Origin of the sequence: Catalinimonas alkaloidigena, from assembly GCF_900100765.1 — a bacterium.
Taxonomy (GTDB): domain Bacteria; phylum Bacteroidota; class Bacteroidia; order Cytophagales; family Flexibacteraceae; genus Mooreia; species Mooreia alkaloidigena.
In genome coordinates this window covers 175,443-200,726 of sequence record NZ_FNFO01000011.1, presented here as the reverse complement: position 1 = coordinate 200,726, position 25,284 = coordinate 175,443, and the positions used below count along the sequence as shown (strand labels likewise).

The 25,284-nt window shown below is 58.3% G+C and carries 17 protein-coding genes; 8 read left to right on the top strand and 9 right to left on the bottom strand.

Features of this window, described 5'->3' with window-relative positions:
* Positions 1-11: 11 nt before the first annotated feature.
* The 5 genes from BLR44_RS23405 to ggt form a co-directional block, all read right to left on the bottom strand.
* Positions 12-1,535, bottom strand: a complete 1,524-nt coding sequence (locus tag BLR44_RS23405) for a RagB/SusD family nutrient uptake outer membrane protein (protein ID WP_089686740.1) — start codon at positions 1,533-1,535, stop codon at positions 12-14.
* A gap of 18 nt (positions 1,536-1,553) precedes the next feature.
* Positions 1,554-5,000, bottom strand: coding sequence for a SusC/RagA family TonB-linked outer membrane protein (locus tag BLR44_RS23400; RefSeq protein ID WP_245706152.1), 3,447 nt, complete (start codon positions 4,998-5,000; stop codon positions 1,554-1,556).
* Between the two features lie 28 nt (positions 5,001-5,028).
* On the bottom strand, positions 5,029-5,985 hold the full coding sequence (locus BLR44_RS23395) for a FecR family protein (protein WP_089686738.1): 957 nt from the start codon (positions 5,983-5,985) through the stop codon (positions 5,029-5,031).
* A gap of 136 nt (positions 5,986-6,121) precedes the next feature.
* Complete coding sequence (locus BLR44_RS23390; protein ID WP_089686736.1) at positions 6,122-6,727, bottom strand: RNA polymerase sigma factor; 606 nt, start codon at positions 6,725-6,727, stop codon at positions 6,122-6,124.
* A 183-nt stretch (positions 6,728-6,910) separates the two neighbouring features.
* Positions 6,911-8,635, bottom strand: a complete 1,725-nt coding sequence (gene ggt, locus BLR44_RS23385) for a gamma-glutamyltransferase (protein WP_089686735.1) — start codon at positions 8,633-8,635, stop codon at positions 6,911-6,913.
* A 157-nt stretch (positions 8,636-8,792) separates the two neighbouring features.
* On the opposite strand from ggt, the gene BLR44_RS23380 reads away from it, so the two are divergent.
* Positions 8,793-9,611, top strand: coding sequence for a GNAT family N-acetyltransferase (locus BLR44_RS23380; protein ID WP_176956181.1), 819 nt, complete (start codon positions 8,793-8,795; stop codon positions 9,609-9,611).
* On the opposite strand, the gene BLR44_RS23375 is transcribed toward BLR44_RS23380, so the two are convergent.
* From BLR44_RS23375 to BLR44_RS23365, 3 genes are all read right to left on the bottom strand, one after another.
* A complete protein-coding gene (locus tag BLR44_RS23375; RefSeq protein ID WP_176956180.1) occupies positions 9,565-10,170 on the bottom strand; it encodes a class I SAM-dependent methyltransferase in 606 nt (201 codons plus the stop codon). The two genes, BLR44_RS23380 and BLR44_RS23375, sit on opposite strands and share 47 nt — an antisense overlap.
* Positions 10,171-10,250: 80 nt before the next feature.
* Complete coding sequence (locus tag BLR44_RS23370) at positions 10,251-11,003, bottom strand: ankyrin repeat domain-containing protein (protein WP_089686729.1); 753 nt, start codon at positions 11,001-11,003, stop codon at positions 10,251-10,253.
* A 90-nt stretch (positions 11,004-11,093) separates the two neighbouring features.
* The gene (locus tag BLR44_RS23365; protein WP_089686727.1) at positions 11,094-12,662 is read right to left on the bottom strand and encodes a hydroxymethylglutaryl-CoA reductase; all 1,569 of its coding nucleotides are present in this window, start codon (positions 12,660-12,662) and stop codon (positions 11,094-11,096) included.
* A 68-nt stretch (positions 12,663-12,730) separates the two neighbouring features.
* On the opposite strand from BLR44_RS23365, the gene BLR44_RS23360 reads away from it, so the two are divergent.
* The gene (locus tag BLR44_RS23360) at positions 12,731-13,480 is read left to right on the top strand and encodes a TIGR04283 family arsenosugar biosynthesis glycosyltransferase (RefSeq protein WP_089686725.1); all 750 of its coding nucleotides are present in this window, start codon (positions 12,731-12,733) and stop codon (positions 13,478-13,480) included.
* Between the two features lie 67 nt (positions 13,481-13,547).
* Entirely contained in the window at positions 13,548-14,111 is a 564-nt protein-coding gene (locus BLR44_RS23355) for a histidine phosphatase family protein (protein WP_089686723.1), read from the top strand.
* A gap of 55 nt (positions 14,112-14,166) precedes the next feature.
* On the opposite strand, the gene BLR44_RS23350 is transcribed toward BLR44_RS23355, so the two are convergent.
* Positions 14,167-16,116 carry an amidophosphoribosyltransferase gene (locus BLR44_RS23350; RefSeq protein ID WP_089686721.1) on the bottom strand — a complete coding sequence of 650 codons (1,950 nt, stop codon included), beginning with the start codon at positions 16,114-16,116 and terminating at the stop codon, positions 14,167-14,169.
* Positions 16,117-16,599: 483 nt separating this feature from the next.
* On the opposite strand from BLR44_RS23350, the gene BLR44_RS23345 reads away from it, so the two are divergent.
* From BLR44_RS23345 to BLR44_RS23325, 5 genes are all read left to right on the top strand, one after another.
* Positions 16,600-19,509, top strand: coding sequence for a TonB-dependent receptor (locus BLR44_RS23345; protein ID WP_089686719.1), 2,910 nt, complete (start codon positions 16,600-16,602; stop codon positions 19,507-19,509).
* Between the two features lie 70 nt (positions 19,510-19,579).
* Positions 19,580-19,933, top strand: coding sequence for a hypothetical protein (locus BLR44_RS23340; protein ID WP_089686717.1), 354 nt, complete (start codon positions 19,580-19,582; stop codon positions 19,931-19,933).
* Between the two features lie 233 nt (positions 19,934-20,166).
* A complete protein-coding gene (locus BLR44_RS23335; RefSeq protein WP_176956179.1) occupies positions 20,167-20,775 on the top strand; it encodes an RNA polymerase sigma factor in 609 nt (202 codons plus the stop codon).
* Positions 20,776-20,886: 111 nt separating this feature from the next.
* The gene (locus BLR44_RS23330; RefSeq protein ID WP_089686713.1) at positions 20,887-21,915 is read left to right on the top strand and encodes a FecR family protein; all 1,029 of its coding nucleotides are present in this window, start codon (positions 20,887-20,889) and stop codon (positions 21,913-21,915) included.
* A 26-nt stretch (positions 21,916-21,941) separates the two neighbouring features.
* Positions 21,942-25,256 carry a SusC/RagA family TonB-linked outer membrane protein gene (locus BLR44_RS23325; protein WP_089686710.1) on the top strand — a complete coding sequence of 1,105 codons (3,315 nt, stop codon included), beginning with the start codon at positions 21,942-21,944 and terminating at the stop codon, positions 25,254-25,256.
* Positions 25,257-25,284 lie beyond the last annotated feature (28 nt).

Sequence of the window (25,284 nt, the reverse complement as noted above, 5' to 3'; positions counted from 1 at the left end):
TAAGCTCTTGCTCAGTACCCGGGATTCTGGTCAGAGGGCTCCAGGGCGCTGTTGTTATCGATTTCTACGAACGGAATCGGTAGTAATTCATGTTTGTTTGCCTGGTAATTAGAACTGGGCCGAATGTCGATGATCTCCGCCTTCCGCCACCGCCGGATGTCACGGTTGCGAATCTGCTCACCCGCCAACTCCACACGACGTTCGTGGATCAGGGCCGTCATGGCTTCCTGCGGCGTAGAACAGGGATACTCGGCCGTTGGGTAGTGAGGCATCATCACGTCGGCGCGGTCGCGAACCTGGTTCATGTAGCCCAGTGCACCGGTCACATTTCCCTGTTGGATCATGCATTCGGCCATCATCAGCAACACATCCGCGTAACGAATGACCCGGAAGTTGATGCCCGACTGCAACTCTTCGTTGGCCCGCTTGTAAATCATCTGGTACTTTTTCCAGCTCGGCTTTTCGGTATTGCCCTGCACATCCGACGTTGTCAGCGTATCACTCTCGTTGTTGAACAAGTCACCAATGCGGTAGAACGAATAGACCGAGCGCGGATCGTTGGCTTCGAATTCAGCCACCAGCCCATCGGACGGAATTACGTTACGCCAGGCGTTGGGGCCGTACTCTTGCCCCCGAAACGTGATTTCTGCCACACCGCGTCCGTCGCCGTTCCAGGCGTCGTTCGTGCCAAAGGCTTCGGAAAACTGTACCTCGAAAATGGACTCCACGTTGTTTTCGTTCTCTTCCTGAAAGTTATCCAGGAAACGTGCCGTGAGGCCCAGTTGATCGGGATGGCTGTTGGCAAAGTCAATCACTTTCTGCAATTGCGCCTGCGCTGCGGCGTAGTCCTGGGTCTGGAAGAGTATGACGCGGGCCATAAGCGCCTGCGCCGCCTGTTTCACGGCCCGCCCTTTGTCGCTCTCGGCGTAGCCTCCCTTGTCGGGCAGGTGCTGCTCTGCAAAGGCCAGATCGGCCATAATCACCTCGTAAATCGCCGTCTCGCTGCTGGCCCGCGGTGTGCCTTCCGGTGTGGTGGCAATTTCGGTTAACAGCGGCACCGCCCCCCACAGGCTGACCAGGTCGAAGTAGGCCCAGGCCCGCAGGAATCGTGCTTCGCCCACAATCCGGTTTTTCAGATCGTCGGTGATGTTTTCCGATGCGTTGGGCACGTTGGCAATCACCAGGTTGGCCCGATGCACAATGCGGTAGAGGCCCTGCCAGACGTCGTTCACCAGTTTGTTAGAACCGTCGAAGACGTAGTTCAGTACCTGACCACGCGGCGCTTCAAGCTGCGCCCCGCCCCCCTGGCAGTCGTCCGACAGCAAATCGTGCAGGAAGAAGTACTCGCGGTTGTACAGGTTGTTGGCCTGCAAACCGGCGTAAACGGCATTGACCGCTTCGAGCGATTGGGCCGCATTGCGGTAAAAGGTCTCCAGGCTGTAATCGTTGGGGTTGACTTTATCCAGCAGGTCTTCGTTACAGGATGAAGTCACCCAGCATGCCGCGCCCAGAAAAACAAGAATTTTATATTTCATGTGTGGTGAGTTGTAGGGTTAGAAGCCAATTTGAATCCCTCCGAAGAAGGTGCGCGCCTGCGGAAACTGCCCGTAGTCTACACCGTAGTTCAGGTCTGTATTCCCCGAATCCTGATTGAATTTCCCGACTTCCGGATCGTATCCTGTGTATTTGGTGAAGGTGAGCAGGTTACTCGACGAAAGGTAGACGCGCAGGCTGGAGATGAACCCGTTGCCCAGCGACTGCAACGTAGCCGCCGGAATGGTGTACCCGATCGACAGGTTTTTGACCCGGAAGTAAGAGCCGTCTTCGATAAAGCGGGTGGATACCCGCGAGTTCCGGTTGGGATCTGTCGCGATGGCCCGAGGAATGTCCGTATCGGTGTTGGTGGGCGTCCAGCGATCCAGTACGGCCGTCCCGGCGTTGAACAGACGCGTCATCCCTTCCAGGTCGTAGCGGTTCGTGTTCAGGATTTCGTTGCCCGAAACGCCCTGCAGAAACAGCGTCAGGTCGAAACCTCTCCAGTTGAGCGTGGCGTTGAGTCCGTACGTAAAATCAGGCAGGTAGTGGCCAATGTTGGTCCGGTCTTCGGCATTGATCACCCCATCGCTGTTCAGGTCTTTGAAGCGAATGTCGCCGGGAGCCGTCACCGAATTCTGATACGGTGTGCTGGCGTCGCCGTCCAGGGCATTGTCGGCATTGATCTCTTCCTGCGACTGGTACAGGCGATCGACCACCCAGCCGTAGAAGTACTGAATGGGCTGTCCCTCTTCGGTGTAGGTCACGGCATCGTTCTCGAACCCAGGTCCGAAAATCGATTTCCCGATCCCCAGCGTCGTGAGTTCGTTGTTGATGAACGAGATGTTTCCGTTTACCGACCACGTCAGCCCACCGGTGGTGTTGTTATACCCAGCCGTGAGTTCTACCCCCCGGTTGCGCACGGAACCTACGTTGGCAATGGGCGCCACGTCGTAGCCCTGCGAAGGCGGAATGGGCACTTCCAGCAGCATGTTGTCGTTCACGTTCTGGAACCACTCGGCCGTCAGCGTGATGCGGTTGTCCAGCAAACCCAGGTCTAATCCGATGTTGGTCATTTTAGTGGTTTCCCACTGGATATCTTTGTTTGCCAGTGCCCGAACAGCCGATCCAGATTGCCCAACTCCATTGAAATTAACGAAGAAGTTCGGATCAAGCGTTGCCTGAAATCTGTAATCAGGAATGTTTTGGTTTCCAACCTCCCCGTAGCTTCCCCGCAATTTCAGGTCGCTCAGGAAGGGCACCCCATCCATGAATGCTTCTTCGGAGATGCGGTACCCGGCTGATACCGCAGGGAAGTAGCCGACTCGGTATTCAGGACTAAACCGGGAAGTAGCATCGCGCCGAATGGAGGCACTGAACAGGTACTTACCGGCGTAGTCGTAGTTGACACGACCTACGTACGACTGCAACACGGATTCGTACAGGCCTGTAGTGGCATTAGGATTAGTGGCACTATTAATTACCTGAAGATCATTGGAAGTAGAGTTGATCCCGCGGGCCTGCATATTTTGCGTCTTATACGTTTGCTGCTCGATTACTGCCAGGGCATCGATGGTATGCTGTCCGAACGACCGATTGTAGGTGAACTGGTTCGAAATCAAGGGCGAGAAGAAGATGTTGCGATCCTCCTGCAGAGTAGCCTGTGTGCTGACGCTGAAGTCGCCGGCGTTGAACGAAGGCGCGTACTGGTTACTGCTGAAGAGATTAAAGTCAAGCCCCAGCAAAAACTTGTACTTGAAGCCGTTGAAAATGTTGACTTCTACGAACGCCGTCCCGAGCATTTTGTAATTCATAGCGTTGTTTTTACGCAACATGGCGTTCAGCACGGGGTTTTCAGGATCGGAGCCGTCGATGCGGTCGGTCGCCCGGAAGCCGCCCAGCCGCGTCGGATCGTAGATTGGAATGTAGGGAACGCTCTTGATGATGTGCTCAATTTGCGAGCGCCCTCCCGAGAAAGGCTCTACCTGCCGGTCGGTATACGACAGGGTCAGCGTTTGCCCGGCGCTAAAGCGTTTGCTCAGCGTGTACGAGCTATTGGCGCGGAACGAATACCGCTTGAAGCCCGTCCCGAGCATGATGCCCTCCTGTTGAAAATACCCTCCCCCGACGTTGTACCGCGCGTTTTCTGTCCCGCCACTCACTGAAACGTTGTGGTCCTGGATCAGCGCATTGCGGAACATGGCGTCCTGCCAGTCGGTCTGGATGTTGGCAAAGGGGCTGTTGGCGAAGGCTGCATCGTCCGCGATACGCGCCGGAACGTCGCCGCTTTCGGCCTGCAGGTCGCGGGCATAGTCAATGTATTGCGGCACGTTGAGCAGGTCCAGTTGCCGCCACGCTTTCTGCGTGCCGATGTAGGAATCGACGTTGACGCGCGGTTTGCCGGAACTGCCTTTTTTGGTCGTAATCATGATGACCCCGTTGGCCGCGCGGTTACCATAAATCGCGGCAGTGGCGGCATCTTTCAGGACCGTAACCGATTCGATGTCGTTCGGGTTGATGTTGTTCAGCCCCCCGGCCGGCATTCCGTCGATCACGTAGAGCGGAGAGGTGTTGCCGACCGTCCCGATGCCCCGGATTCGCACCGCCGGACTTGTGCCGGGCGAACCCTGGTTGGTGACGATGACCCCGGCGGCGCGGCCCTGCAAGGCCGCATCGGGACTGGCAACCGGCAAGGCGTCTAACTCCTTGGCCGATACCGACGAGACGGCCCCGGTCACTTTGGCCCGGCTCTGCTCGCCGTATCCTACGACCACGACCTCTTCCAGCGCTTTCACGTCCTCTTCCATAGTCACATCCAGCACCGACCGGTTGCCTATTTCAATTTCCTGTTGCAGGTAGCCTACCGCGCTGAACACCAGCACGGCATTGTCTTCGACCGTGAGGGTAAAGCGGCCTTCCACGTCGGTGATGGTGCCGTTGGTGGTGCCTCGTTCTACGATGTTTACGCCCGGTACCCCATCGCCGCTGGCGTCCGTGACGCGGCCCGTTACTTGCCGGGCCTGAGGTTGTACGCTGGCCGTGACCATAGCCAGGAGGTGCGGAATGGGGCGCAGGGGCGTGGCCGTCTCACGAAAACCGGTGGGGCGTTTCAGTTCAATGGCTTCTCTCTCGACAATGGCGTAGTTGTTCTTGCTCAATTTGCGGTAACTCAGCTGGTGAGGCTTGAGCACTTTGTCCAACTGGGTCTCCAGATCCAGTTCGTGGTTCATGACAGCGCTGGTGTTTTTCTTGTGCAGTACCACATCCAGTCGGTACAGAAAATGCACATTGAACTGCTGTTCCAGCCGTTGGAGCACTTCGTTCAGAGGCATCAGGGTTTCTTTGGGTTGGTCGCCCTGGGAAGGCACCAGCACACGTGCCGAAGCAATCTGCTGTGCCCCGGCAGGCGTACTCAGCAGCCAGAATCCCATCGCCAACAGCGATAAGTAGCGTCGGAGTTGCATCATAGTGTAAGAGGTAGGGTTTGAGGTTGATTTAGTTGTTGCGGATCAGCAGCTGCTTTTCCTGCTTGACGATTTGCAGGTCGGCCGCAATGGCAAGCGCCTCCACCAGTTGGTCGAGGTTGTCGATGTCGAGCGTACCGCCCAGTTTGGTTTCCCGCAGGGTATCTTCCTGGAAAACCACGTGGTAGCCATAGATCTCTTCGATCGTCTGGGCCACTTCGCCCAGGGTACGGTTGTCCAGCACCAGCTTGTGCTGCACCCAGGCGCTGTACTGCTTCGCGTCGACCGAGGTGCGCACCAACTGCCGCGTAGGCTCGGAGTATTCGACCATGTCGCCGGGCTTCATGTAGATGGGCGCGGCCTGTGTACCCAGGTCCAGCTTTACTTTGCCGCTGTTCAACACGACTTTGGTGCCTGCGGAGCGCTGCCGCACGTTGAACTTGGTGCCCAGCACTTCGACGTGCAGGTCGGGGGTATGTACAATGAACTTTGCTTTTCCGTGGGCGGTCGGCTTTTCGGCCACTTCGAAAAAGGCTTCGCCTTCCAGCCATACTTCCCGCGCCCCCTCGGCGTCCCAGTGGCGGGGGACTTCCAGGTGCGAGCTGGCGTTAAGCACCACAACCGAGCCGTCGGGCAATGCGATGCGTTGCATTTCGCCGTAGCCCGTGGCGTACTGCAGCGGCCGTTGCTGGGCTACCCAGAACCACACGAGGTAAGAAAGGCCCAGCAGCAAAATAGCCGCAGCGGCCAGTTGCCAACGCCTTCCGAAGGGCGGGGCGCTCTGCGGTTGCAAGGCTTCTTCCTGGTCGATCAGTCGGGAGAGTTTCCGCAACTCCGCCTCTTTTTCCTCTGCCGACAGGCCCTTCCGTTCCTTAAATCGGAGTTGACTTAGTTCTTGGAGGGTGGAGGAGCGCCCGCGGGAGGCTTGTCCGGTCAACCAATCCCAGAAGAGCCTTTTTTTAGGAGAACGTGGGAGTTGTGGAGCCATATCCGTTAAACATGCCGTTTCATCAGATAGGATATAGCCATCGCCCTAACTTACTCAGTGCCCGCTAGAATTTTTTCCCAACAAAAAAGCGGAACCCCGTAAGGACTTCCGCTTTTGAAAGGCGTAATTGAGCAGCTCAACTGACCGACCACAACAGGGTCGCCAGCAACAACATTTCCACTGCTTTGTGGGTGTAAGGATCTTCTTTTAATTTTTTTAGCGCCCGCTGCATCAGGTTCGCAACCGATTGCATATTAATTCCCAGCGTCGCAGCAATTTCCTGATACGACAGGTCTTCGTAATAGCGGAGATAGACCATTTCGCGCTGCCGGGGCGTCAGGCGGTTGAGCAACGCCACCAGCACACGATGGCGGCACGTGTCGGCCTCCTGGTCGATGACGAACTCCTCCGGCGAAAAGGTCTGGAAGGGCTGATCGGCCTCGTAGGCCGTCTCGCGCTTGTGCAGGTTGCGTAGCTTGGTCTCTTCTGCCACGAGTTGCCGCTTCAGGCACCGGAACAGGTAACTCTTGATGGCGGCGATGTCGCTCAGCCGTTCGCGGGTGCGCCAGAGGTTCAGAAACATGTTCTGAATGGCGTCTTTGGCGGCTTCTTCTTCCTTCACCAGACTGAGCGCATAGCCGTACAGGCTGTCGTAATAGGTACGGTGCATCCAGGTCAGTGCGTCGCGCTCGCCGCGCTTAAAGGCCATCCAGATTTCAGATTCATCTACAAGAGGACTCATGGGTGTGGTGGATAAAAGTCCAGTAGTACAAAAAAGTACTTCAACTTAGCGAAAAATTACCCGCAAAGCAATCGGCCGACCGGCGCGCCCGCACGGATTACTTTGTTTACGCAATCGGTTGCGTAACCTCTAAATAGGTAATATTATTCCGAAACTGCAAAGGTTTTGGCAGAAATACCTCGGCTAATACCCACTCGCAAAATCGTCGCCCCCACGCGTATGGTCCGGTCCCCCCACCAGTGTTCCGTCCGGTTGCACCAGAATCGCCTCGATTTTGCCCAGTTTACTTACTTCTTCCAGGTCGTGTCCCAGGGCTTCGAGCTGCGTTTTGGCTTCGTCCGACAGCGCACCGGTTTCGTAGAGTACCTTGTCGGGTAGCCACTGGTGGTGCAACCGCTTGGCCGCGACGGCGTCGGGCAGAGTCATGTCGTGCTCCAGCACATTCAGCACCACCTGATAGACCGTCGTAATGATGGTCGAGCCACCGGGCGTCCCCACGACCAGATACAATTTACCTTTCCGCTCGACGATGGTGGGCGTCATCGAACTCAGCATCCGTTTACCCGGCTGGATGGCGTTGGCCTCTCCCCCTACCAACCCGAACATGTTGGGCACCCCGGGCTTGACGCTAAAGTCGTCCATCTCGTTGTTCAGGCAAAAGCCCGCACCGCCTACCACCACTTTGCAGCCGAAGTAGCCGTTGAGCGTGGTGGTAACCGAGACGGCATTCCGCGCGCTGTCCACAATCGAAAAGTGCGTGGTCTCCAGGCTTTCGATCTGGTTGACCTCCCCCTCCTTGATCTCTTCCGAAGGAGTTTTACGATCCGGCTGAATCGAGGCCCAACGTCCGTTCAGGTAGTCTTCACTGGTGATTCGGGCAACGGGAACCTGAAAAAAATCGGGATCGCCCAGGTACGTGGCCCGGTCGGCATACACCCGGCGTTCCAGTTCGGTCATGATGTGGACCGTTTTGGCGGTGTTGTGCCCCCACCGTTGCAACGGATACTGTTCACTGCCCTGCAACAGCTGCAGCAACGCCACCCCACCGCTGGAAGGGGGTGCCATGGCAATCACGCGGAAGTCGTGGAAGGTACCGGTCAGTGGTTCCCGCCACTTCGCTTCGTAGTTGCGCAAATCTTCGGCTGTGATCACACCGTGGCCCCGTTCCATCTCCTCTGCCAGCAATCGTGCTGTTTCGCCTTCGTAAAAACCGGCGCGCCCTTCGTCACGAATCCGCTCCAGCGTTGCTGCCAGTTCCGGCTGAAACAGCGTATCGCCGGGCACCCAGGTCGTGTCTTTGACGAACGCCGTCCCTTCCGGATTCAACGCCGTCAGCGCCTCGCGAAAGCGGTTCAGGTTGTCGGCTTCCGATTCGGTCAGCACCACGCCGTCGCGCGCCAGTTCGATGGCCGGTTGTACGACTTGTGCCCAGGGCAACTGCCCGTACCGCTCGTGCAAGCGGACCATGCCGTCGACCGAGCCGGGTACACCCGCCGCGCGGTGACCGCTGGTGCTCATCCCCTCAATTACGTTTCCGAGGCTGTCCAGGTAAAAATCCCGACCGGCCGCCGCAGGCGCTTTCTCCCGAAAATCGAGGCTACCGACCGTGCCGTCCGCCTGGCGGAATACGGCGAAACCTCCCCCACCGATGTTGCCCGCCCGCGGATAGACCACCGCCAGCGCAAACTGTACGGCCACCGTGGCATCGAACGCATTCCCGCCCGCTTTGAGTACCGCCAGCCCGGCCTGCGAAGCCAATGCATGGGCCGTTACCACCATGCCGTGTTCGGCCAGCGGCACGGCCTCCTTTTCAGGCGGAGAAAACGGTCGGCAGGTGGTCAGCAGCAACAGGACGGCCAGGCCCGCAGCCACGGAAAAGCGGCCGAAAACAGCGGAAAAGTTTTGCATGAGAATTGCGAGGAAATTGTTTGAAGATAAAGAAGATGTTATAAAATTGTCTCTAAACAATGCGTGACACTTTCTGGATTATAAAGGAGTACGTATTCTTGTCGTTAATTCTCGTATGATTTCGTTCCGATTACTTGAACCTAGTGACTTGCCCGCGTTGCGAAGAGCGTACAACGATGCCTTCGCAGACCACGTGCTGCGTATTCACATGGACGAGGAGCAGTTTGCCCAAAAAATCGCGAACGATGGTGTAGATCTGTCTTACTCGCCGGGCGCGTTTGAAGGCGAACGATTGGTGGGATTTATCATGCACGCCCCCGGCTTCTGGGCGAACCGCCTGACGGTGTACAACGCGGCAACGGGCGTAACCCCGGCCTGGCGCGGCAAAGGCCTGACTCAACAGATGTATGAGTTTGTGCAGCCCGCCCTGCGCACGATGGACGTGGAGCAATGCCTACTGGAGGTGATCCGCGAAAATTCGGCGGCCTGGCGAAGCTACGAAAAAGTAGGATTTGAAGAGACGCGTCGCTTCAATTGTTACCGCATTGATTTACCCGCCACGTGGCGCGACGCGCCCGATGTGCGCATTACGCACGGTCCCATCAAGGAGGCGCAGTTGCGTAGCCAGCGTGTCTGGCTGGACCGGATGCCGTCGTGGCAGAACAGCCTGGACGCCGTGTTGCGCAGCCCGCGCGATAAAATCTACCTGCAGGCCTGGGTCGACGAAGACAACGCCGCCGGTTACGCCATTGTGCAGAAAGGTACGGGGCGGATCGTGCAGTTTGCCGTTAACCCGGACTACCGCCGACACGGCGTCGCAACGGCCCTGTTCCGGCAGATGGGGCGCCTCTCCTACTCCGACAGCCTGAACGTACTCAACATCGACAGTGATAAAAACAGCATCCACGGCTTCCTGCTGTCGCTGGGGTTCAAGCCCGCTTACCGCCAGTACGAGATGCACCTGCTGCTGAACTAGCACTAGGCGCGGCCTTCAGCACAAACAGAGTTTGCCGGAACAGCCCCGCCAGCCGCCAGCTCCGTTCGTGCGTAAGCTGTAACCCTTCCTCCCGAAAAAGCTGCCGCCAGTACGCCTCGCGGTGGTTCTGGTGCGGGTGGCCCCGAAACTCCAGGTTCACCAGACTGTCGGTCCACCGGGTCAGGTAGTTTTGAATGGAATGGCGGTAGACGTCTTCAATCACCACGACAGCACGGCCCACCCGCCGCGCTTCGGCCACGATCCGCCGGGGGTGCGGCGTATGGTGCAACACGGTCAGGACCAGCACCACGTCGAACGATTGGTCGGGAAACGGCAACCGATGTCCGTCGTAGAGCACGGGCCGTAGGGCGGGATGGAAACTCAGGTCCTGCACGTCGACGGGGGTTACGTCGTAACCTTTTTCGCGCAGTACCTGCACCACGCTCCCCGGCCCCGAACCTAGTTCCAGCAACCGCGCTCCCGGTGGCAGAAAAGGCGCCACATACGCTACTTTATGACGGGCATCGGCCAGCCAGCCCCGGAAAATCCACCGTTGCAAATGCGGAAACCGACGAAACCAGGAGAGTGAAATAAGGTAACGAGCTTGGTACAGGGAAACTACGGCCTACGCGCGGCCGCTTATCGATTAACGATGGAGGCTTGGCGGCGTTTGGAGATGATGTCGGCGGGCGTTTGTCCGGCTTTGTTGCGAGCCGAAGCATCGCCACCGTGGCGCAGCAACAGGCGGGTAAAGGGCGACAACGCATCGGCCGAGGCCGAAAGGTGCAGCGGCATATTGCCTTCCAGGTCCTGAGCATTGGGGTTGGCGCCGCGCGTCAGCAGCAGCTCGGCCGCTTGCACGCGCTCACCCACCTCTGAGGTTTCGAACAGTGGACTGCCCAGAATGGCCGCCATCAGCGGCGTGCGGTGGTGCCGGTTGGTTTTTTCCAGGTCCAGGCCGCGTGCCAGCAGGAATTCTACCATGCGAAGACTGCCGGTACTGGCGGCGTAGTGCAAGGCCGAGTTGCCGTCTTTATCGGTCGCGCCCAACTTCGCGCCCTGGTCAAGCAGCAACAGGGCGGCCACCGTCTGATCGTGCGCCGCGGCAATCAAAAAAGGCGTACACCCCTGGGCATCGCGCGCGCCTACGTCGGCATGATGCCGCAACAACAGCATCACCATTTCGCGCCCCTCCGACTGCACGGCCAGAAACAAAGGCGTCTGCCCCTGATCGTCGCGCTCTTCGGGGCTGACCCCTTGTTGCAACAGTTCGTTTACGCGCTGCACGTCTCCCGATGCCACCGCCTGATGCAGGTGCGACGGCTCGGCGTGCAAACCCAGTACGGTCACACTTCCGAAGACCAGAAGCCACTTGATAAGATTTTGTAGCATAGGGAGTTATACAGTAATGGGGTGGGTATGGTTTCGGCCCATGCCTCGCCACCGGCAAAGTGCGAAACTTATAGGAAAAGAAAAAATTTATTACATGCCGGTGTGGCGGTTCCGGCCCAGGCTTTCGTGGCTTGCAACCCAGTCGAGCGAGGAGATGGCCGCGGCCAGCGACAGCTCACCTGCCGCAATCACACCAACGACGATTTCCGCAAATTTGTATACCTGATCTGGCCCGTAACACCCCATCAGTTCCAGGCATTCGCGCTGGGTGGGTAGGCCCGTTCCACCACCGACTGTGCCGACCACGAGCGAAGGCAACGTAATGGAGCCGTACAAATCACCCGCGGGTGTGATCTCCGAGTAGGTAATGGCCGCCGACGATTCGGCCAGACAGGCGACATCCTGTCCCGTGGCGATGAACAACGCGGCCAGTCCGTTCACCGAATGCAAGCCGTTGTTGTTCGCACCGGCCTGCCACGCCCCCACCTGCCCGATGCGACTATGCCGGTCGATCTGTTCCGGCTCTACCTGCAACACCTCCCGGAGCACCGCCCGCGGGATGGTCAGTTCGGCCGTGACGCGCTTGCCACGCGTCTGTAACGTGTTGAGCTGCGATGGCTTTTTGTCGGTTGCCATATTCGACTCCAGGTAAAAGTGTTCGATCCCATCATAATTGTAAATCAGCCAGTTACACGCCGCCAGTGTGGCTTTGGTCACCATGTTTTGTCCGGCCGCATCGCCGGTCGTGAAATTAAACCGTAGAAAAGCCAACCGCCCGACCAGATACGGCTCGATTGTATGCAGCCGGGCGTAGTGCGAGGTCGCTTCGGCCTCGGCTTTGAGCTCGGCCCCATGTGCCTGCACCCACTGCACAAACGCGCGTGCCGCCCGGGCGTCGGCCAGTTCGAACACCGGCGCGCGTTGCATGGCGTCGTCCATCACGGTACAGGTAACGCCACCACAGGCGTTGATCAGTTTCATGCCCCGGTTGTAGGACGCCACCAGACTGCCCTCGGTAGTGGCCAGGGGAATCAGAAATTCGCCCTGGGCGTGCTCGCCGTTGATCCGCAACGGGCCCGCTACACCCACCGGGACCTGCGCCACGCCGATCAGGTTTTCGCAATTGCCCCGCGCGGCTGCCCACGGGTACGCGGCGGGCGCAAGGTGTCGGGGCGCGTGGCCGGTTTTCTGCTCCAGGTAGCGCCACCGCTCGGTCAGCGCCGCGGTGGTATAGTCGTCGGTGGAATCGCGCGGAATGCCTTTCTTTTCCGAATGAATCGTAGCAACCGGCCGAACGTCATCTTCCACCCGCAGGGTAATTTTTCCGAAGGGTTCCGTTTGCAGCACGATTTCCAGGTGATGCCGCCCCGGCGACAGGGGGGCTCCTGTGGCCTGAATCTCCACCACCCGGCGCAACGGAAAGTCGAGCGGACAGGCCGGCGTCACGTCGGCGACTGAGCGCGGGGCGGCATCGGCACTGTGCAGGGTAAACGCCTCGGCTGCGTACGATTGCCCGTCGATGCGGGCGCTGTGCAACCCGGTGAACCGGGCATCCGTCAGGCGATTTTTCAGCGAAAAGCAAAAGCCTTCGGCGGTATTGCAGAGGCTGCCCCGCGTGTACAGTTGCTTCAGCAACGCGTTGGGAATCAGTGAGAACATAGGTACGCAAAGGTGCGCAAGTATTTTTCGCACACCACGCCTTTCGGCATTTTTTGCAATTTGATGGCATGTCTACCGTCTCCATGGTCATTCCGACCCTCAACGAAGCTCGCGCTCTGCCGCGTACGCTACGGATGCTACGCCTGCTCGACCCGGCCCCCCACGAGGTCATTCTGGTCGACGGGGGCAGTTCGGACGCTACGTTATCTCTGGTTGCGGAGGCAGAGGCCCAGTGGCCCCACGTGAAGGTGGTGTCTAGTCCGGTGGCGCACCGGGCAATCCAGATGAACCTGGGGGCCGAACGCGCCACCGGCGAGGTGTTGTGCTTTTTGCATGCCGACACGTCGCTGCCCGACGATGCGCTGGCCGTCATCCAGCGGACCCTGGCCGATCCGCACGTGGCTGCCGGGGGGTTCATTTCCCTCATGCGCGGCCCCGACACCACCCGTTGGCTCACCTCTTTCCACAACTTCGCCAAGACCTACTATGCTCCACTGCTGTTCCGACCCTACCGCTTTTTCGTTAAAGGAGCGCGCCTCCTGTTTGGCGATCAGGTAATTTTCTGCCGGCGCGTCCAGTTTCTGGAATGCGGTGGTTTCAACCCTCAACTTCCCATCATGGAAGAAGCCGATTTCCTTCTTAGAATCAATCAGTTAGGACGCATCAGGCAACTCAACCGCGTGGTGGAGTCGTCGGACCGGCGGGTGGCGAAGTGGGGCTTCTGGAAGGCCAACGCTATCTACCTCTACGTCGGGTTTCTGTGGGGAGTGGGGTATTCGCCGGAGAAACTGAAGCGGCTCTACGAAGACATCCGGTGAGGCCGGGGCAGAACTTGCGGCCGTGCCCCTCGTACTACAAAGAAATGTCCGGCCGCGCCCTACTGCTATGCGCATCACCCTCATCCGCCACGGTCAGCCGCTGATCGAACGCCCTGCCTGGGCTCCTTATGCCGAGGCGCATCGCTACCATTATGCCTACGACGAAGTAGCGGTCAAAAAACACGACGTGGCGCATTTCGCTTCCCTGGCCGAAGAAGCCGACCGAGTGTATTGCAGTGCCCTGCGCCGCAGCCGCGAAACAGCCAAGATGATTTTTGGAGATGCCTGTGAAATCATCGCCGATCCGACGTTCAACGAACTCAAAACCAGCCTGATGCCTCATATTCCACTGGTGCGGCTGCCGGTACGGGTCTGGCAAACGGGCGGACGCATTTTGTGGCTCCTCGGAAAACAGGCCAAAGACCACGAAGCGTTCCGCATGGCACGTTTGCGGGCACGCCGCGCCACCGGCCTTCTGATTCAGGAGGCCCAGACCCACGGCTTGGCGGTATTGGTCGGACACGGCATGATGAACCGCTTCATTGCGTGGCGGTTGCGGCGGCAGGGTTGGCGCAAGGTGCAGGACGAAGGCAGCGGTTACCTGAGCCGGATTATCCTGGAGAAAATGTAAAAAGGCTTCATCCGTATTCCAGATGAAGCCTTCCTAAAAAAGAGGTGTGATCGGACTATGCGCCGTCGCTAACGCCTACGCTCACTTTCAGCGGTACCGAACCCGGCTCGGCAGGCGCTTCGTAGGCGCGACCGGTCTTGCCTTCCATGAAGTTGACAAAAGCGCGGTTTACCACCTTGTAACCGCCCGGCGTAGGATAGTCGCCGGTAAAATACCAGTCGCCTTTGTGGTTCGGGCAGGCTTCGTGCAGGTGCTCTACCGTCTGGTAAATCACGTCGACTTTCGCCTTGGCGCCCTTCGGCGTCACGATTTCGGCAATCTTGTTCGAGACCTGCTCGTATGTAAACAGGTCGTATAGTTCCTTCACGAAGTTTTGCTCGTGTCCCCGACTCTGGTTCAGCGCGTTGACACATTTTTCGTACACTTCGTCCAATTTGTTTTCCTGCTTGGTTTCTTTCAGCAACGCCAGCATGGCCCGGAACGCCACAAACTCGCGCATGCGTGACATGTCGATGCCGTAACAGTCGGGGTAGCGAATCTGCGGGGCCGACGAGACGATGATGATGCGCTTGGGTTCCAGTTTTTCGAGCATCGTCAGCAGGCTGCGCTCCAGCGTGGTGCCCCGTACGATCGAATCGTCGATCACCACCAGCGTATCGGTGCCTTTCCGCACCACTTCGTAGGTCGCGTCGTAGATGTGTGTCACCAGATCGTCGCGATGGCTGTCGTCGGTGATGAACGTACGCAGTTTCGCATCTTTGACCACCACCTTCTCGAAGCGGGGTTTCAGCGACAGCGCCCGTTCAATTTCTTCTTCCGAACCTTCCTTAATCACCTGCCGGCGGAAATCGGTCAGGTAGTCGCGAATTCCCTCCGAAAGTCCCAGAAAAGCCGTTTCGGCCGTGTTGGGAATGTAGGCGAAGAGGGTATTTTCCAGATCGTAGTCGATTGTTTTCAGGATAGGCTTGCTTAGCAGATGGCCCAGCTTTTTGCGCTCCTGGTAAATTTCCGGGTCGTTGCCACGCGAAAAATAGATGCGCTCGAAGCTGCAGGGCGTCTTGGGCAAGGCGTCGGTGAACGGCACCATGTCGTACTCGCCGTCTTGTTTGATCAGCAGCGCATGGCCGGGTTCCACTTCCTTGATGTCTTCGTACCGTGCGTTGAAAGCCGTTTTGATGGCCGGCTTTTCCGACGCCACCACCACCACTTCGTCGTCGGCATAGTAGTAGGCCGGCCGGATGCCCGACGGGTCGCGCGCTACAAAAGCCGCGCCGTATCCGGTCATGCCCGCCATGGTATATCCACCGTCGAAATCGCGGCACGAACGCTGCAACACACGCGCCAGATCCATCTCACGCTCAATCACTTCCGAAAGCTGCGGATTTTCGTACAGGCCTTTCCAGTAATCGAACTGCCGCTGGTTTTCTTCGTCGAGGAAGTGGCCGATTTTTTCCATGACCGTCACGGTATCGGCAATTTCTTTCGGGTGCTGGCCGATGTTGACCAGCTTCGCGAACAGCTCGTCGACGTTGGTCATGTTGAAGTTTCCGGCAACTACCAGGTTGCGGCTGCGCCAGTTGTTTTGCCGAAGCATGGGGTGGCAGCTTTCGATGCTGTTGCGGCCGTGGGTGCCGTAGCGGAGGTGCCCCAGCCAGAGCTCTCCGGAAAAGGCCACATTGGTCTGCAGCCAGTTGGCGTCGCGGTACTTTTCAGGATACGCTTTGTAGGCCTTCCGAAACTTCTTCCCGATTTTCTTAAAGACTTTGGCGATCGGGCGGTCGTCGATGGAGCGATACCGGCTGATGTAGCGTTCGCCCGGCTTGACTTTCAGCTTGATGTTCGCAACCCCCACGCCGTCCTGGCCCCGGTTGTGCTGCTTTTCCATCAGCAGATACAATTTGTTAGCCCCGTACATAGGCGTACCGTACTTGTCGATGTAGTACTGGTACGGTTTCCTCAATCGAATCAGGGCAATGCCGCATTCATGCTTGATCGCTTCGCTCATTAAAGTGGAATTATGGCGTGAAGTAAACAGAAGTAACCCGCTGACAGAGAGCTTTTTCTACAAAAAGCCGTGCGATACCTTCTCGGTAAACCTTATGCAAGTTAGTGAAAAGACGCTTCCGTAACTCTATAAATCTGGTTTCGGTTCGACTCCGATTCGCTTTTTGCATCCCTGGCATCTGGGCGCTCTTGCCTTACCTATTCCGCTGTTGATGTATGTACATGATTTCTCCTTATTCCTGAATTCGGCGCCCCTCTTTCTCTTCAGTCAGCTCCCAGGTTGGCTCCCACCCGGCATTGGTGCAAAATCCCAATTACTGAAGGGAATTTACCTGATTGGGTTGTTGATAAAAGGGCCGGGAGCGTTGGTGTTCGGCCCTTTGTGATGCATTCGCGGCGGAAAGCGAAATTTTGCGTTTTTTTCTAAAGGAGAGGTTAAACCTTTGGTAGATGAGCGGCTCTAACCGGCTCACCTCCACTTTTCATGAAACAACTTTTCTACGTTTTGTTCCTGTTCGGTTCCCTCTCCAGTGCCGTGGCGCAAAACCTGACGATTCAGGGCACGCTGCTCGATTCTACCGACCAGTCGCCCCTGCCGAGTGCCAACGTCATCCTCCAAAGGCTGTCGGGCGATTCGACGGCCGTGGGGGTGGCCACCGACCTCAACGGTTTTTTTCAGTTTCAGCGCCTGGCGCCGGGTGCGTACCGGCTGCGGGTGTCGTTTCTTGGCTATCGTCCCTACGAACGGACGCTGCGCCTGCAGGACCAGTCGCTAGATATGGGGCAACTGCCGCTGTCGCCTTCGGCCACCGAGCTGAATGAGGTGCAGGTGACCGGCAAAATGCCCCCCAGTATTCAGAAAGGTGACACGACCGAGATGAACGCCGCTGCCTACAAAACCAACCCCGATGCCAGCGCCGGCGATCTGCTGCGAAAAATGCCGGGTATGGTGGTGCAGAACGGGCAGGTGCAGGCGCAGGGCGAACAGGTGCAGAAGGTGCTGGTAGACGGCAAAGAGTTTTTCGGGGACGATCCCAACGCCACGCTGAACAACCTCCCCGCCGAAGTGATCGACAAAATTCAGGTGTTCGATCAGAAGAGCGATCAGGCGCAGTTCAGCGGCTTCGACAACGGCGAAACGACCAAGACGATCAACATCGTGACGAAAGCTAACATGCGCAACGGGCAGTTCGGAAAGCTGTTTGCGGGCTATGGTCCCGACAACGTCTACCAGGCGGGCGGCATCGTCAACGTTTTCAAGGGCAGCCGGCGCCTGTCGGTCATTGCCCAGACCAACAACATCAACCAGCAGAACTTCTCGACGTCCGATCTGCTCGGCGTGGTCAGCAGCGGTTCCAGCGGCGGAGGCGGTTCGCGAGGGGGCGGCGGCCGTGGAGGCCGGGGGAGCGGGGGCGGTGGCTGGCGCGGCGGAGGGGGCAGCGACGTCCGCGACTTCATGGTCGGGCAACAGAGCGGCATCTCCAAAACCCACGCGGCGGGCCTGAACTACTCCGATTCGTGGGGGAAGAAACTGGACCTGACGGGCAGCTACTTTTTCAACCTGAGCGACAACAATGCCAATTCGTCCGTGTTCCGGCAGTACATCCTGCCGTCCGATTCGGCCCAGGCTTACGACGAAGACAGCTACACGTCGAGCCGGAACATCAACCACCGCGCCACGCTGCGGCTGAACTACAAGATCGACGACAACAATTCGCTGCTGATCCGGCCGCGCTTCACGCTGCAACAGAACCGGGGCTCGTCGCTGACCGAAGGCGTTACGCAACAGCAGGATGCGCTGCTCAACAGCCTGTACAGCAACTACACGTCGGACCTGAGCGGCTACGATTTCTCGACCGACATTCTGTTCCGACACAGCTTTGCGAAAAAGGGACGCACGCTTTCGTTCAGCGTGGAGCCTTCGGCAGAGGGCAACCAGGGCAACTATCTGCTCCGGTCGCGGAACAATTACTTCGCGGACGATGTGGAATCTGACACGCTCAACCAGACGTCCGACCTCAACAAACGCACCTGGGGCGTCGAGACCGACCTCACCTACACCGAACCGATCAGCCAAAAATCGCAGGTGATGGTGAGTTACGAAACGGAATACGAACGCAACCGCTCCGACAAACGCACCTACGACCTGGGGACGGGCGGGCAGGAATACCGCCTGCTGGACACGCTGCTGTCCAATACCTACAGCAACCATTACATGACGCAAAACCTGGGGGGCGGCTATTCGGTACGCGGCGAAAAATTGTTCCTGATGGTGCGCGGCTCGTACCAATGGGCACAACTAACCGGCGATCAGCGCTTTCCGTACGAAACGGACGTGGACCGCAGCTTCCGGAATTTTATGCCGAGCGCCATGCTTCGCTACAACATCACACGTGAAAAGAATCTGCGGCTGTTTTACCGGACCCGGACCAGTCCGCCGTCGGTCGACCAGTTGCAGGCCGTGGTCAACAACACCAATCCGCTGCAGCTGACCACCGGCAATCCGAACCTGCAACAAGACTACCAGCACAGCCTGTTTGCGCGCTATTCGGCCTCGAACGTCGAGAAATCGCACACGTTTTTTGTGATGCTGGGCGGCTCGCTTACCGACCACTACATCGGAAGAAGTACCATTATCGCCGAGCGCGATCTGGTGGTGGACGGCATTGAACTCCCGCGCGGCTCGCAACTGAGCCGTCCGGTCAACCTCGACGGCAATTGGGACCTGCGCTCGTTCGTCTCGTATGGCCTGCCGGTCGGCTTCATCAAGTCGAACCTCAACCTGAACCTGAACGGCAACCTGAGCCGCACGCCGGGGCTGATCAACGACGCGGTGAACTACGCCAACTCGTCAACGGCGGGGCTGGGCGTGGTGCTAAGCAGCAACGTCAGCGAAAAGCTGGACTTCACCCTTTCGTCCAACTCTAACTTCAGTGTGGTGGAGAATACGCTGCAGACCCAACTGAATCAGACTTACTTCAACCAACAGTCGAGCGTACGGCTGAACTGGATTACCTGGAAAAACTTTGTCTTTCAGACCGACCTGAACCACCAGTACTACTCCGGTTTGTCGAGCGGCTACAACCAGAATTATCTATTGTGGAACGCCTCGGTCGGGAAAAAAATCCTGAAGGGCAAAGGCGACCTGCGGCTGCTCGTGTTCGACCTGTTGAAGCAGAACAACAGCATCCAGCGGAACGTCACCGACGTGTACATCGAGGATACGCGCAGTAACGTGCTGCAGCGGTACTTCATGCTGACCTTTACCTACACGCTGCGGAATTTCGGTTCGGCACAAAACGAAACGCCCGACGAACGCCGCCGTTTCGATGGTCCCGGCGGGCCGGGTCCCGGCGGCCGACCGCCCTTCGGAGGCCCGCCCCGCGGCGAATAATTCTCCCGACGCGGTTAAACCTTTCTTGCAACGCACCGTCCAACGGCCCAAACACCAAACTCTTTCAAACATGACCCCATGGAAAACCCTGGGACTGGCCCTCGTGCTGTCCCTCTGCAGCCTGACGACGTTCGCCCAGCGCGGCGGCGGCAACCGTAATCTGGTTACCGAACTGAAGGCGGAACTGAACCTGTCGGACGAACAGGTTACTCAGTTAAAAGAAGTGCATCAGAAATTTCAGCCGCAGTTTCAGGCCCTTCGGCAGGACGCGTCGATGAGCCGGCAGGCCAAAATGGAAAAGATGAAGGTGCTGCGCGACCAGGAAGAAGCGCAGATCAAAGCGCTGCTGACCGACGAGCAGTACGCCACCTATACCGAAAAAATGGCGGAGCGACGCGCCGAACGCCGCGAGCGCAGGCAATAATTTTCTTTCAGTCAGTACCCCGAGCCCGGTTAACCCCGGGCTTTTTTTATGCATTTTCGAATCTCAAGCCCAATCCATAACCCTATCATTATCAACTAATTAACCTAACCTTCCTCAAGTTAATTATACCTCACCTCAGCAGTTCTGCAATGGAGGGCCGACTTTTTTATTCGGTGGAAGTTTCCTATGTTGACCCCGGCACCGTCCTTTCCCCTGCGGTGTCTGCTCCCACCATGAAAGCCCACCCTTATCCTCAACCGGACGATGATCTGGAACTTTGGAACGACTTCCGCGCGGGCGACGAAACGGCCTTCGCGACCCTCTATCGTTCCTACTTCCGCCTGCTTTTCAGCTACGGCACGAAGCTCTGCGCCGAACCCGAATTTGTGAAAGATCAGATTCAGGACCTGTTCTTTTCACTGTGGCAAACGCGGCAACGGATCGGCGAAACCGGCTCGGTGAAATTTTACCTGATGAAATCGCTGCGCCGCAAGATTTTCCGGGCGGTGCAGCAACGGAAGGAACGCCTCGTGTCGGACGATCAGCAACTGGTGTTCGGGGTGGAGTTTTCGCACGAGCGTACGCTCATTCTGGAACAAAGCCAGCGCGAACGCCAGACGCGCCTCATCGAAGCGCTGAACCAACTGCCGGAACGCCAGCGGGAAGTCCTTTACCTGCGGTTTTTCAGCAACCTGAGCTACGCCGAAATTGCCGACCTGCTGTCGATCAACGTGCAGTCGGTTCGCAACCACATCCACCGTTCGGTTACGGCCCTCCGCGTCTCCCTGCCCTACTTCATTGAGTCGTGCCTCGTGATGCTCAGCGTGCGCCTTCTTTTCTAGACGCCCTAAATTTTTTTCAGGATTTTTCTTTTTTCCTGAGTACGCCGCGTAAAAGGCTGCCTATGGGACAGTAACGGCACCGCTGAAAGCCGTTGCTCACCCCTGGCACACATGGATTTCGACCACTACACCCGCGAAGATTTTATCGCCGACGAATCGTTTCAGAACTGGGTCTGGCAGGCGCAGCCCCACAACGTGGCGTTTTGGGACGCCTGGGTAGCGGCCCATCCGGAAAAACAGGCGACAGTTGAAGCCGCCCGGCAGTGGATTCTGGGCCTGCAACTCCGCGAAACCATGCCCTCCGAGGCCGAGATCGACGACTCGCTGACCGCGCTGCGCGCCCGCCTTGCCGCGGCACCGCTCTCGACCACGCCCATGCTGCCGACGCCCCGCCCCTTCTGGCGACAACACGCGTTGAAAATCGCGGCCAGCCTGCTGCTGTTGCTGGGGGCACTGGCGGTGGTCTGGTTCTACGGCGCGCAATGGCAACGCGAAACCCTGGCCACGCGCTTCGGCGAAACGCGCAAAATCCTGCTGCCCGACCGTTCCGTCGTGGTGCTGAACGCCAACTCGCGGCTTTCGTACGCCTCCGACTGGTCGGACGAAGGCAACCGGGAAGTGTGGCTGGAAGGCGAAGCGTATTTCACCGTGAAGCAAGAACCCCGCCCGGACGGGTTCCGCAAGTTCGTTGTCCACACGTCGGACCTCGATGTCGAAGTAATCGGCACGCAGTTCAACGTCACCAACCGCCGGGCCCGCACGCAAGTCGTGTTGCAGGAAGGGAAAGTGCGTCTGGATCTGAAAACCGAGCAAACCGCGCCGGTCGAGATGCGGCCCGGCGATCTGGTCGAATACTCCCTCGTCAGCAAGCAACTGCGCCAGCGCCGGGTCGAACCCGAGTTGTACACGTCCTGGAAAGACGACCGGCTGATCGTCAAGGACAAGTCGATTCGCGAAATCGCGTCCCTGATCGAAGAAACCTACGGCCTGTCGGTCGTGATCCAAGACTCCGCGCTGGCGCGCCTGGAGATCCGGGGCACCTTTTCGCTGGCAGACCTGGACCAACTGACCCGCGAACTAGCCATCGCCGCCGAAATCCGCATCACCCGCGAAGGCGACCGCCTTGTGTTCCAACCTTAAACGTTCATTACAACCTACCCTACCTTATGAAAACGTTTTTACCGCTCGTGTGCCTGACGGCGCTGTGGGCTCCCGCACTCTCCGCGCAACACCTGGCGTTGCACCGTGACAAGCCGCTGCACCAGACCCAGGAAACGTACCAGTTGCTGCCGGAAGTGCTCTCCGAAATCGAGAAGAAATACGGCGTCGAGTTCGTTTACCGCCGCGACCGGGTCGACGACCTACGCGTGCGCAAACCGGACGTCAGCCACCTGACCTTACAGGAAAGTTTACAAGAACTTCTGACACCCAACAACCTGGAGTTCAAACAGTTGGACGATCACCGCTACGCCATCATCAGCAAAACCCTGGAATCGAAATCGCCACCCCGCCTGCCTTCGCTCGTGCCCGTCGTCCCGCCGCAACCGTCGCTCCAGCTTACGCCGGTACAGCGCGCCAGCGAAATTTCCGGCCAGGTGCTCGATGCGTCAGGAGAAGGCATTCCGGGCGTAAACGTGCTGGAAAAAGGGACGCAAAACGGGACGATCACCGACGTCGCCGGGCGCTATACCCTGAAGGTGAGCGATAACCCGACGCTGGTGTTTTCGGCGGTCGGGTATCTGTCGCAGGAGGTTGCGGTCGGGGCCCGGTTGCAGATCGACATTACGCTGGAAGAGGACGTAAAGGCACTGGAAGAGATTGTGGTGGTGGGCTACGGCACGCAGAAGAAGTCGGACCTGACGGGCTCGGTGGCAGCGGTGAAAACGAAAGACATCAACGCTTTTCCGGTGACCAACGCCGTGCAGGGGCTGAACGGACGCGCCACGGGCGTGCAGGTCGTGCAAAATTCCGGGGCGCCGGGCAGCACGCTCAGCGTAAAGATTCGCGGGGGCAACTCGCTGCAAGGCAGCAACGAACCGCTCTACGTGGTGGATGGCTTTCCGCTGACGGGCGGCATCGGGGCGCTGAACCCCGCCGACATCGAATCGATGGAAATTTTGAAAGATGCCTCCGCCACGGCCATTTACGGCTCGCGGGGGGCCAACGGGGTGGTGATCATCACGACCAAACGCGGCAAAAGCGGCCGGGGAAACGTCAGCCTTGACTCGTACTACGGTTTTCAGTCGGTCATCAAAAAACTGGACCTCTTGAACGCCACCGAATTTGCGACGCTGATGAACGAGCGCGCCAGCAACGACGGCGCAGCGCCGTACTTCACCGACGCCGAAATTGCCGGTTTTGGGGCAGGCACCGACTGGCAGGAGGTGGTGTTCCGGACGGCGCCCGTGCAAAACCACGTGCTGACCCTGTCGGGCGGCAACGACCGTACGCAGTATTCCGTCTCGGGAAGTTTGTTCGACCAGCAAGGCATCATCGTCAACTCGGCGTACCAGCGGGCGTCGCTGCGGGCCAACCTGAACCAGACCATTACTGACAAGCTGAGTCTGTCGTACAGCAGCATCCTGAGCCGCGTGGTGCGCAACCAGATCGGCAGCGACAACAGCGCACGCGGCAACGGCGTTCTGTCGGCCGCCATGGTTTCGCCGCCCACCCTCGCTCCTTACCGGGCCGATGGTACCTACAACGCGGTCGACACCTACCCCTTCAGCCCGAACGTGTTACAGAATCCGCTCGTGCTGGCCTACGAACGCTACAACCGGTACACCGGCAACGAAATGTTGCTCAACACGGCCCTGACGTTTACGCCGTTCAACGGCCTCAGCCTGCGCGTATCGGCCGGGCTGGAAAATACCGACAGCCGCAGCGATTACTACGCCTCGCGACTGCTGCGCGGCTCCACGGGATCGGCGTCTACCTCGTACGGACAGGAGATCAGCTTTTTGAACGAGAACATCCTGACCTACTCAAAAACGTTCGCCGAACGCCACGCCCTGACGTTTACCGGGGGATTCACGTTTCAGAACAACCAGTACCGGGGCACGTCGGCCAGTTCGTCGGGGTACTCGACCGATGCGCTGCTCAACTACAACCTGCAAGCCGGCAGCACGCCCGGCGTTCCGAGTTCTTCTTATTCCGACTGGACCATCCTCTCCTACCTGGCGCGGGTCAACTATTCCTTCCACGACCGTTTGCTGATTACGCTGAGCGGCCGGGCCGACGGCTCGTCCCGCTTCGGCCAAAGCAACAAATGGGGCTTGTTTCCCTCCGGGGCCATTGCCTACCGGCTGATCGAAGAAGATTTTCTGAAGAACCTGCCGCAACTCACCGACCTGAAGGTACGCGCCAGTTGGGGACAAACGGGCAGTACTGCCGTCAGTCCGTACCAGACACTCAACCTGCTCAGCTCCCGCCAGGTGGTGTTCGGCGACGATATTTTTGTCGGCTACGTACCGGGCAGCGGCAAGCCCAATCCGGACCTGCAGTGGGAAACTACCCAACAGACCGACCTGGGGCTGGACGTAGGGCTGTTTAACCAACGGCTGCAACTCACCTTCGACGTGTACAACAAGCTGACGACCGATCTGCTGGCGACGGTTCCCCTGCCCAACTCGTCGGGGTATACCAGCACGGTGCGTAACATCGGCTCCATCCGCAACCGTGGGTTCGAAGCATCCGCAACAGCAATTTTGGTCGACAAAGCCTTCAAGTGGAACGCAACGGCCAACTTTTCGCTGAACCGCAACCGGGTGCGGCAACTGGCCGGCGGCAGCGACGTGTTCGGGGGTGCGCTCGACATCCCCTTCAACGTGTCGGTCAACCTGATCCGCGAAGGCCTGCCGGTGGGTGTCTTCTACGGTTTCCGGGAGGACGGGCTGGACGAAGCGGGACAGATCAAGTACGTGGACGTGAACGACGACGGGCTGATCAACGACGCCGACAAAACAGTAATCGGCGATCCAAATCCAGACTTCATTTATGGGTTCAGCACCGACGTTTCGTTCAAGAATTTCGAATTGTCTGTCTTTCTGCAAGGCATCCAAGGTGCTGACTTGTTCAACTTTAACACGTCGGGGTTGGCCAACAGCTTTAACTTCGGAGAGAACCAGATTCGCGACATTCTGAATCGCTGGTCGCCGCAAAATCCCGACCCGAACGCCCCCTACCCGGCCCTGAGTGTCAACACCAAATTCCGCGAGTCGGACCGCTACGTGGAAGACGGCTCGTTTCTGCGGGTGAAGAACATCCAACTGGCCTACAACCTGCCCACGCGTCAGTGGAACCTGTCGTGGCTGCAAAGTGCGCAGCTCTACATCAGCGGTCAGAACCTGCTGACGTTCACGGACTATTCGTGGTACGACCCGGAAGTAAGTACCCGCGGCTCGTCACTGACCATGGGCATCGACCAGGCCGGTTACCCGAACGCCCGGACCATTACCCTCGGTGCCCGCATTGGCCTTTAATCCACCACCTCCCTACCGATACATCCTC

Coding starts and splice junctions, on each gene's coding strand:
- BLR44_RS23395 (WP_089686738.1), bottom strand. CDS start 5,985: ATGGCTCCACAACTCCCACGTTCTCCTAAAAAAAGGCTCTTCTGGGAT.
- BLR44_RS23340 (WP_089686717.1), top strand. CDS start 19,580: ATGACCCCATGGAAAACCCTGGGACTGGCCCTCGTGCTGTCCCTCTGC.
- BLR44_RS23330 (WP_089686713.1), top strand. CDS start 20,887: ATGGATTTCGACCACTACACCCGCGAAGATTTTATCGCCGACGAATCG.
- BLR44_RS23360 (WP_089686725.1), top strand. CDS start 12,731: ATGTCTACCGTCTCCATGGTCATTCCGACCCTCAACGAAGCTCGCGCT.
- BLR44_RS23350 (WP_089686721.1), bottom strand. CDS start 16,116: ATGAGCGAAGCGATCAAGCATGAATGCGGCATTGCCCTGATTCGATTG.
- BLR44_RS23400 (WP_245706152.1), bottom strand. CDS start 5,000: ATGATGCAACTCCGACGCTACTTATCGCTGTTGGCGATGGGATTCTGG.
- BLR44_RS23405 (WP_089686740.1), bottom strand. CDS start 1,535: ATGAAATATAAAATTCTTGTTTTTCTGGGCGCGGCATGCTGGGTGACT.
- BLR44_RS23370 (WP_089686729.1), bottom strand. CDS start 11,003: ATGCTACAAAATCTTATCAAGTGGCTTCTGGTCTTCGGAAGTGTGACC.
- ggt (WP_089686735.1), bottom strand. CDS start 8,635: ATGCAAAACTTTTCCGCTGTTTTCGGCCGCTTTTCCGTGGCTGCGGGC.
- BLR44_RS23345 (WP_089686719.1), top strand. CDS start 16,600: ATGAAACAACTTTTCTACGTTTTGTTCCTGTTCGGTTCCCTCTCCAGT.
- BLR44_RS23335 (WP_176956179.1), top strand. CDS start 20,167: ATGAAAGCCCACCCTTATCCTCAACCGGACGATGATCTGGAACTTTGG.
- BLR44_RS23365 (WP_089686727.1), bottom strand. CDS start 12,662: ATGTTCTCACTGATTCCCAACGCGTTGCTGAAGCAACTGTACACGCGG.
- BLR44_RS23355 (WP_089686723.1), top strand. CDS start 13,548: ATGCGCATCACCCTCATCCGCCACGGTCAGCCGCTGATCGAACGCCCT.
- BLR44_RS23390 (WP_089686736.1), bottom strand. CDS start 6,727: ATGAGTCCTCTTGTAGATGAATCTGAAATCTGGATGGCCTTTAAGCGC.
- BLR44_RS23325 (WP_089686710.1), top strand. CDS start 21,942: ATGAAAACGTTTTTACCGCTCGTGTGCCTGACGGCGCTGTGGGCTCCC.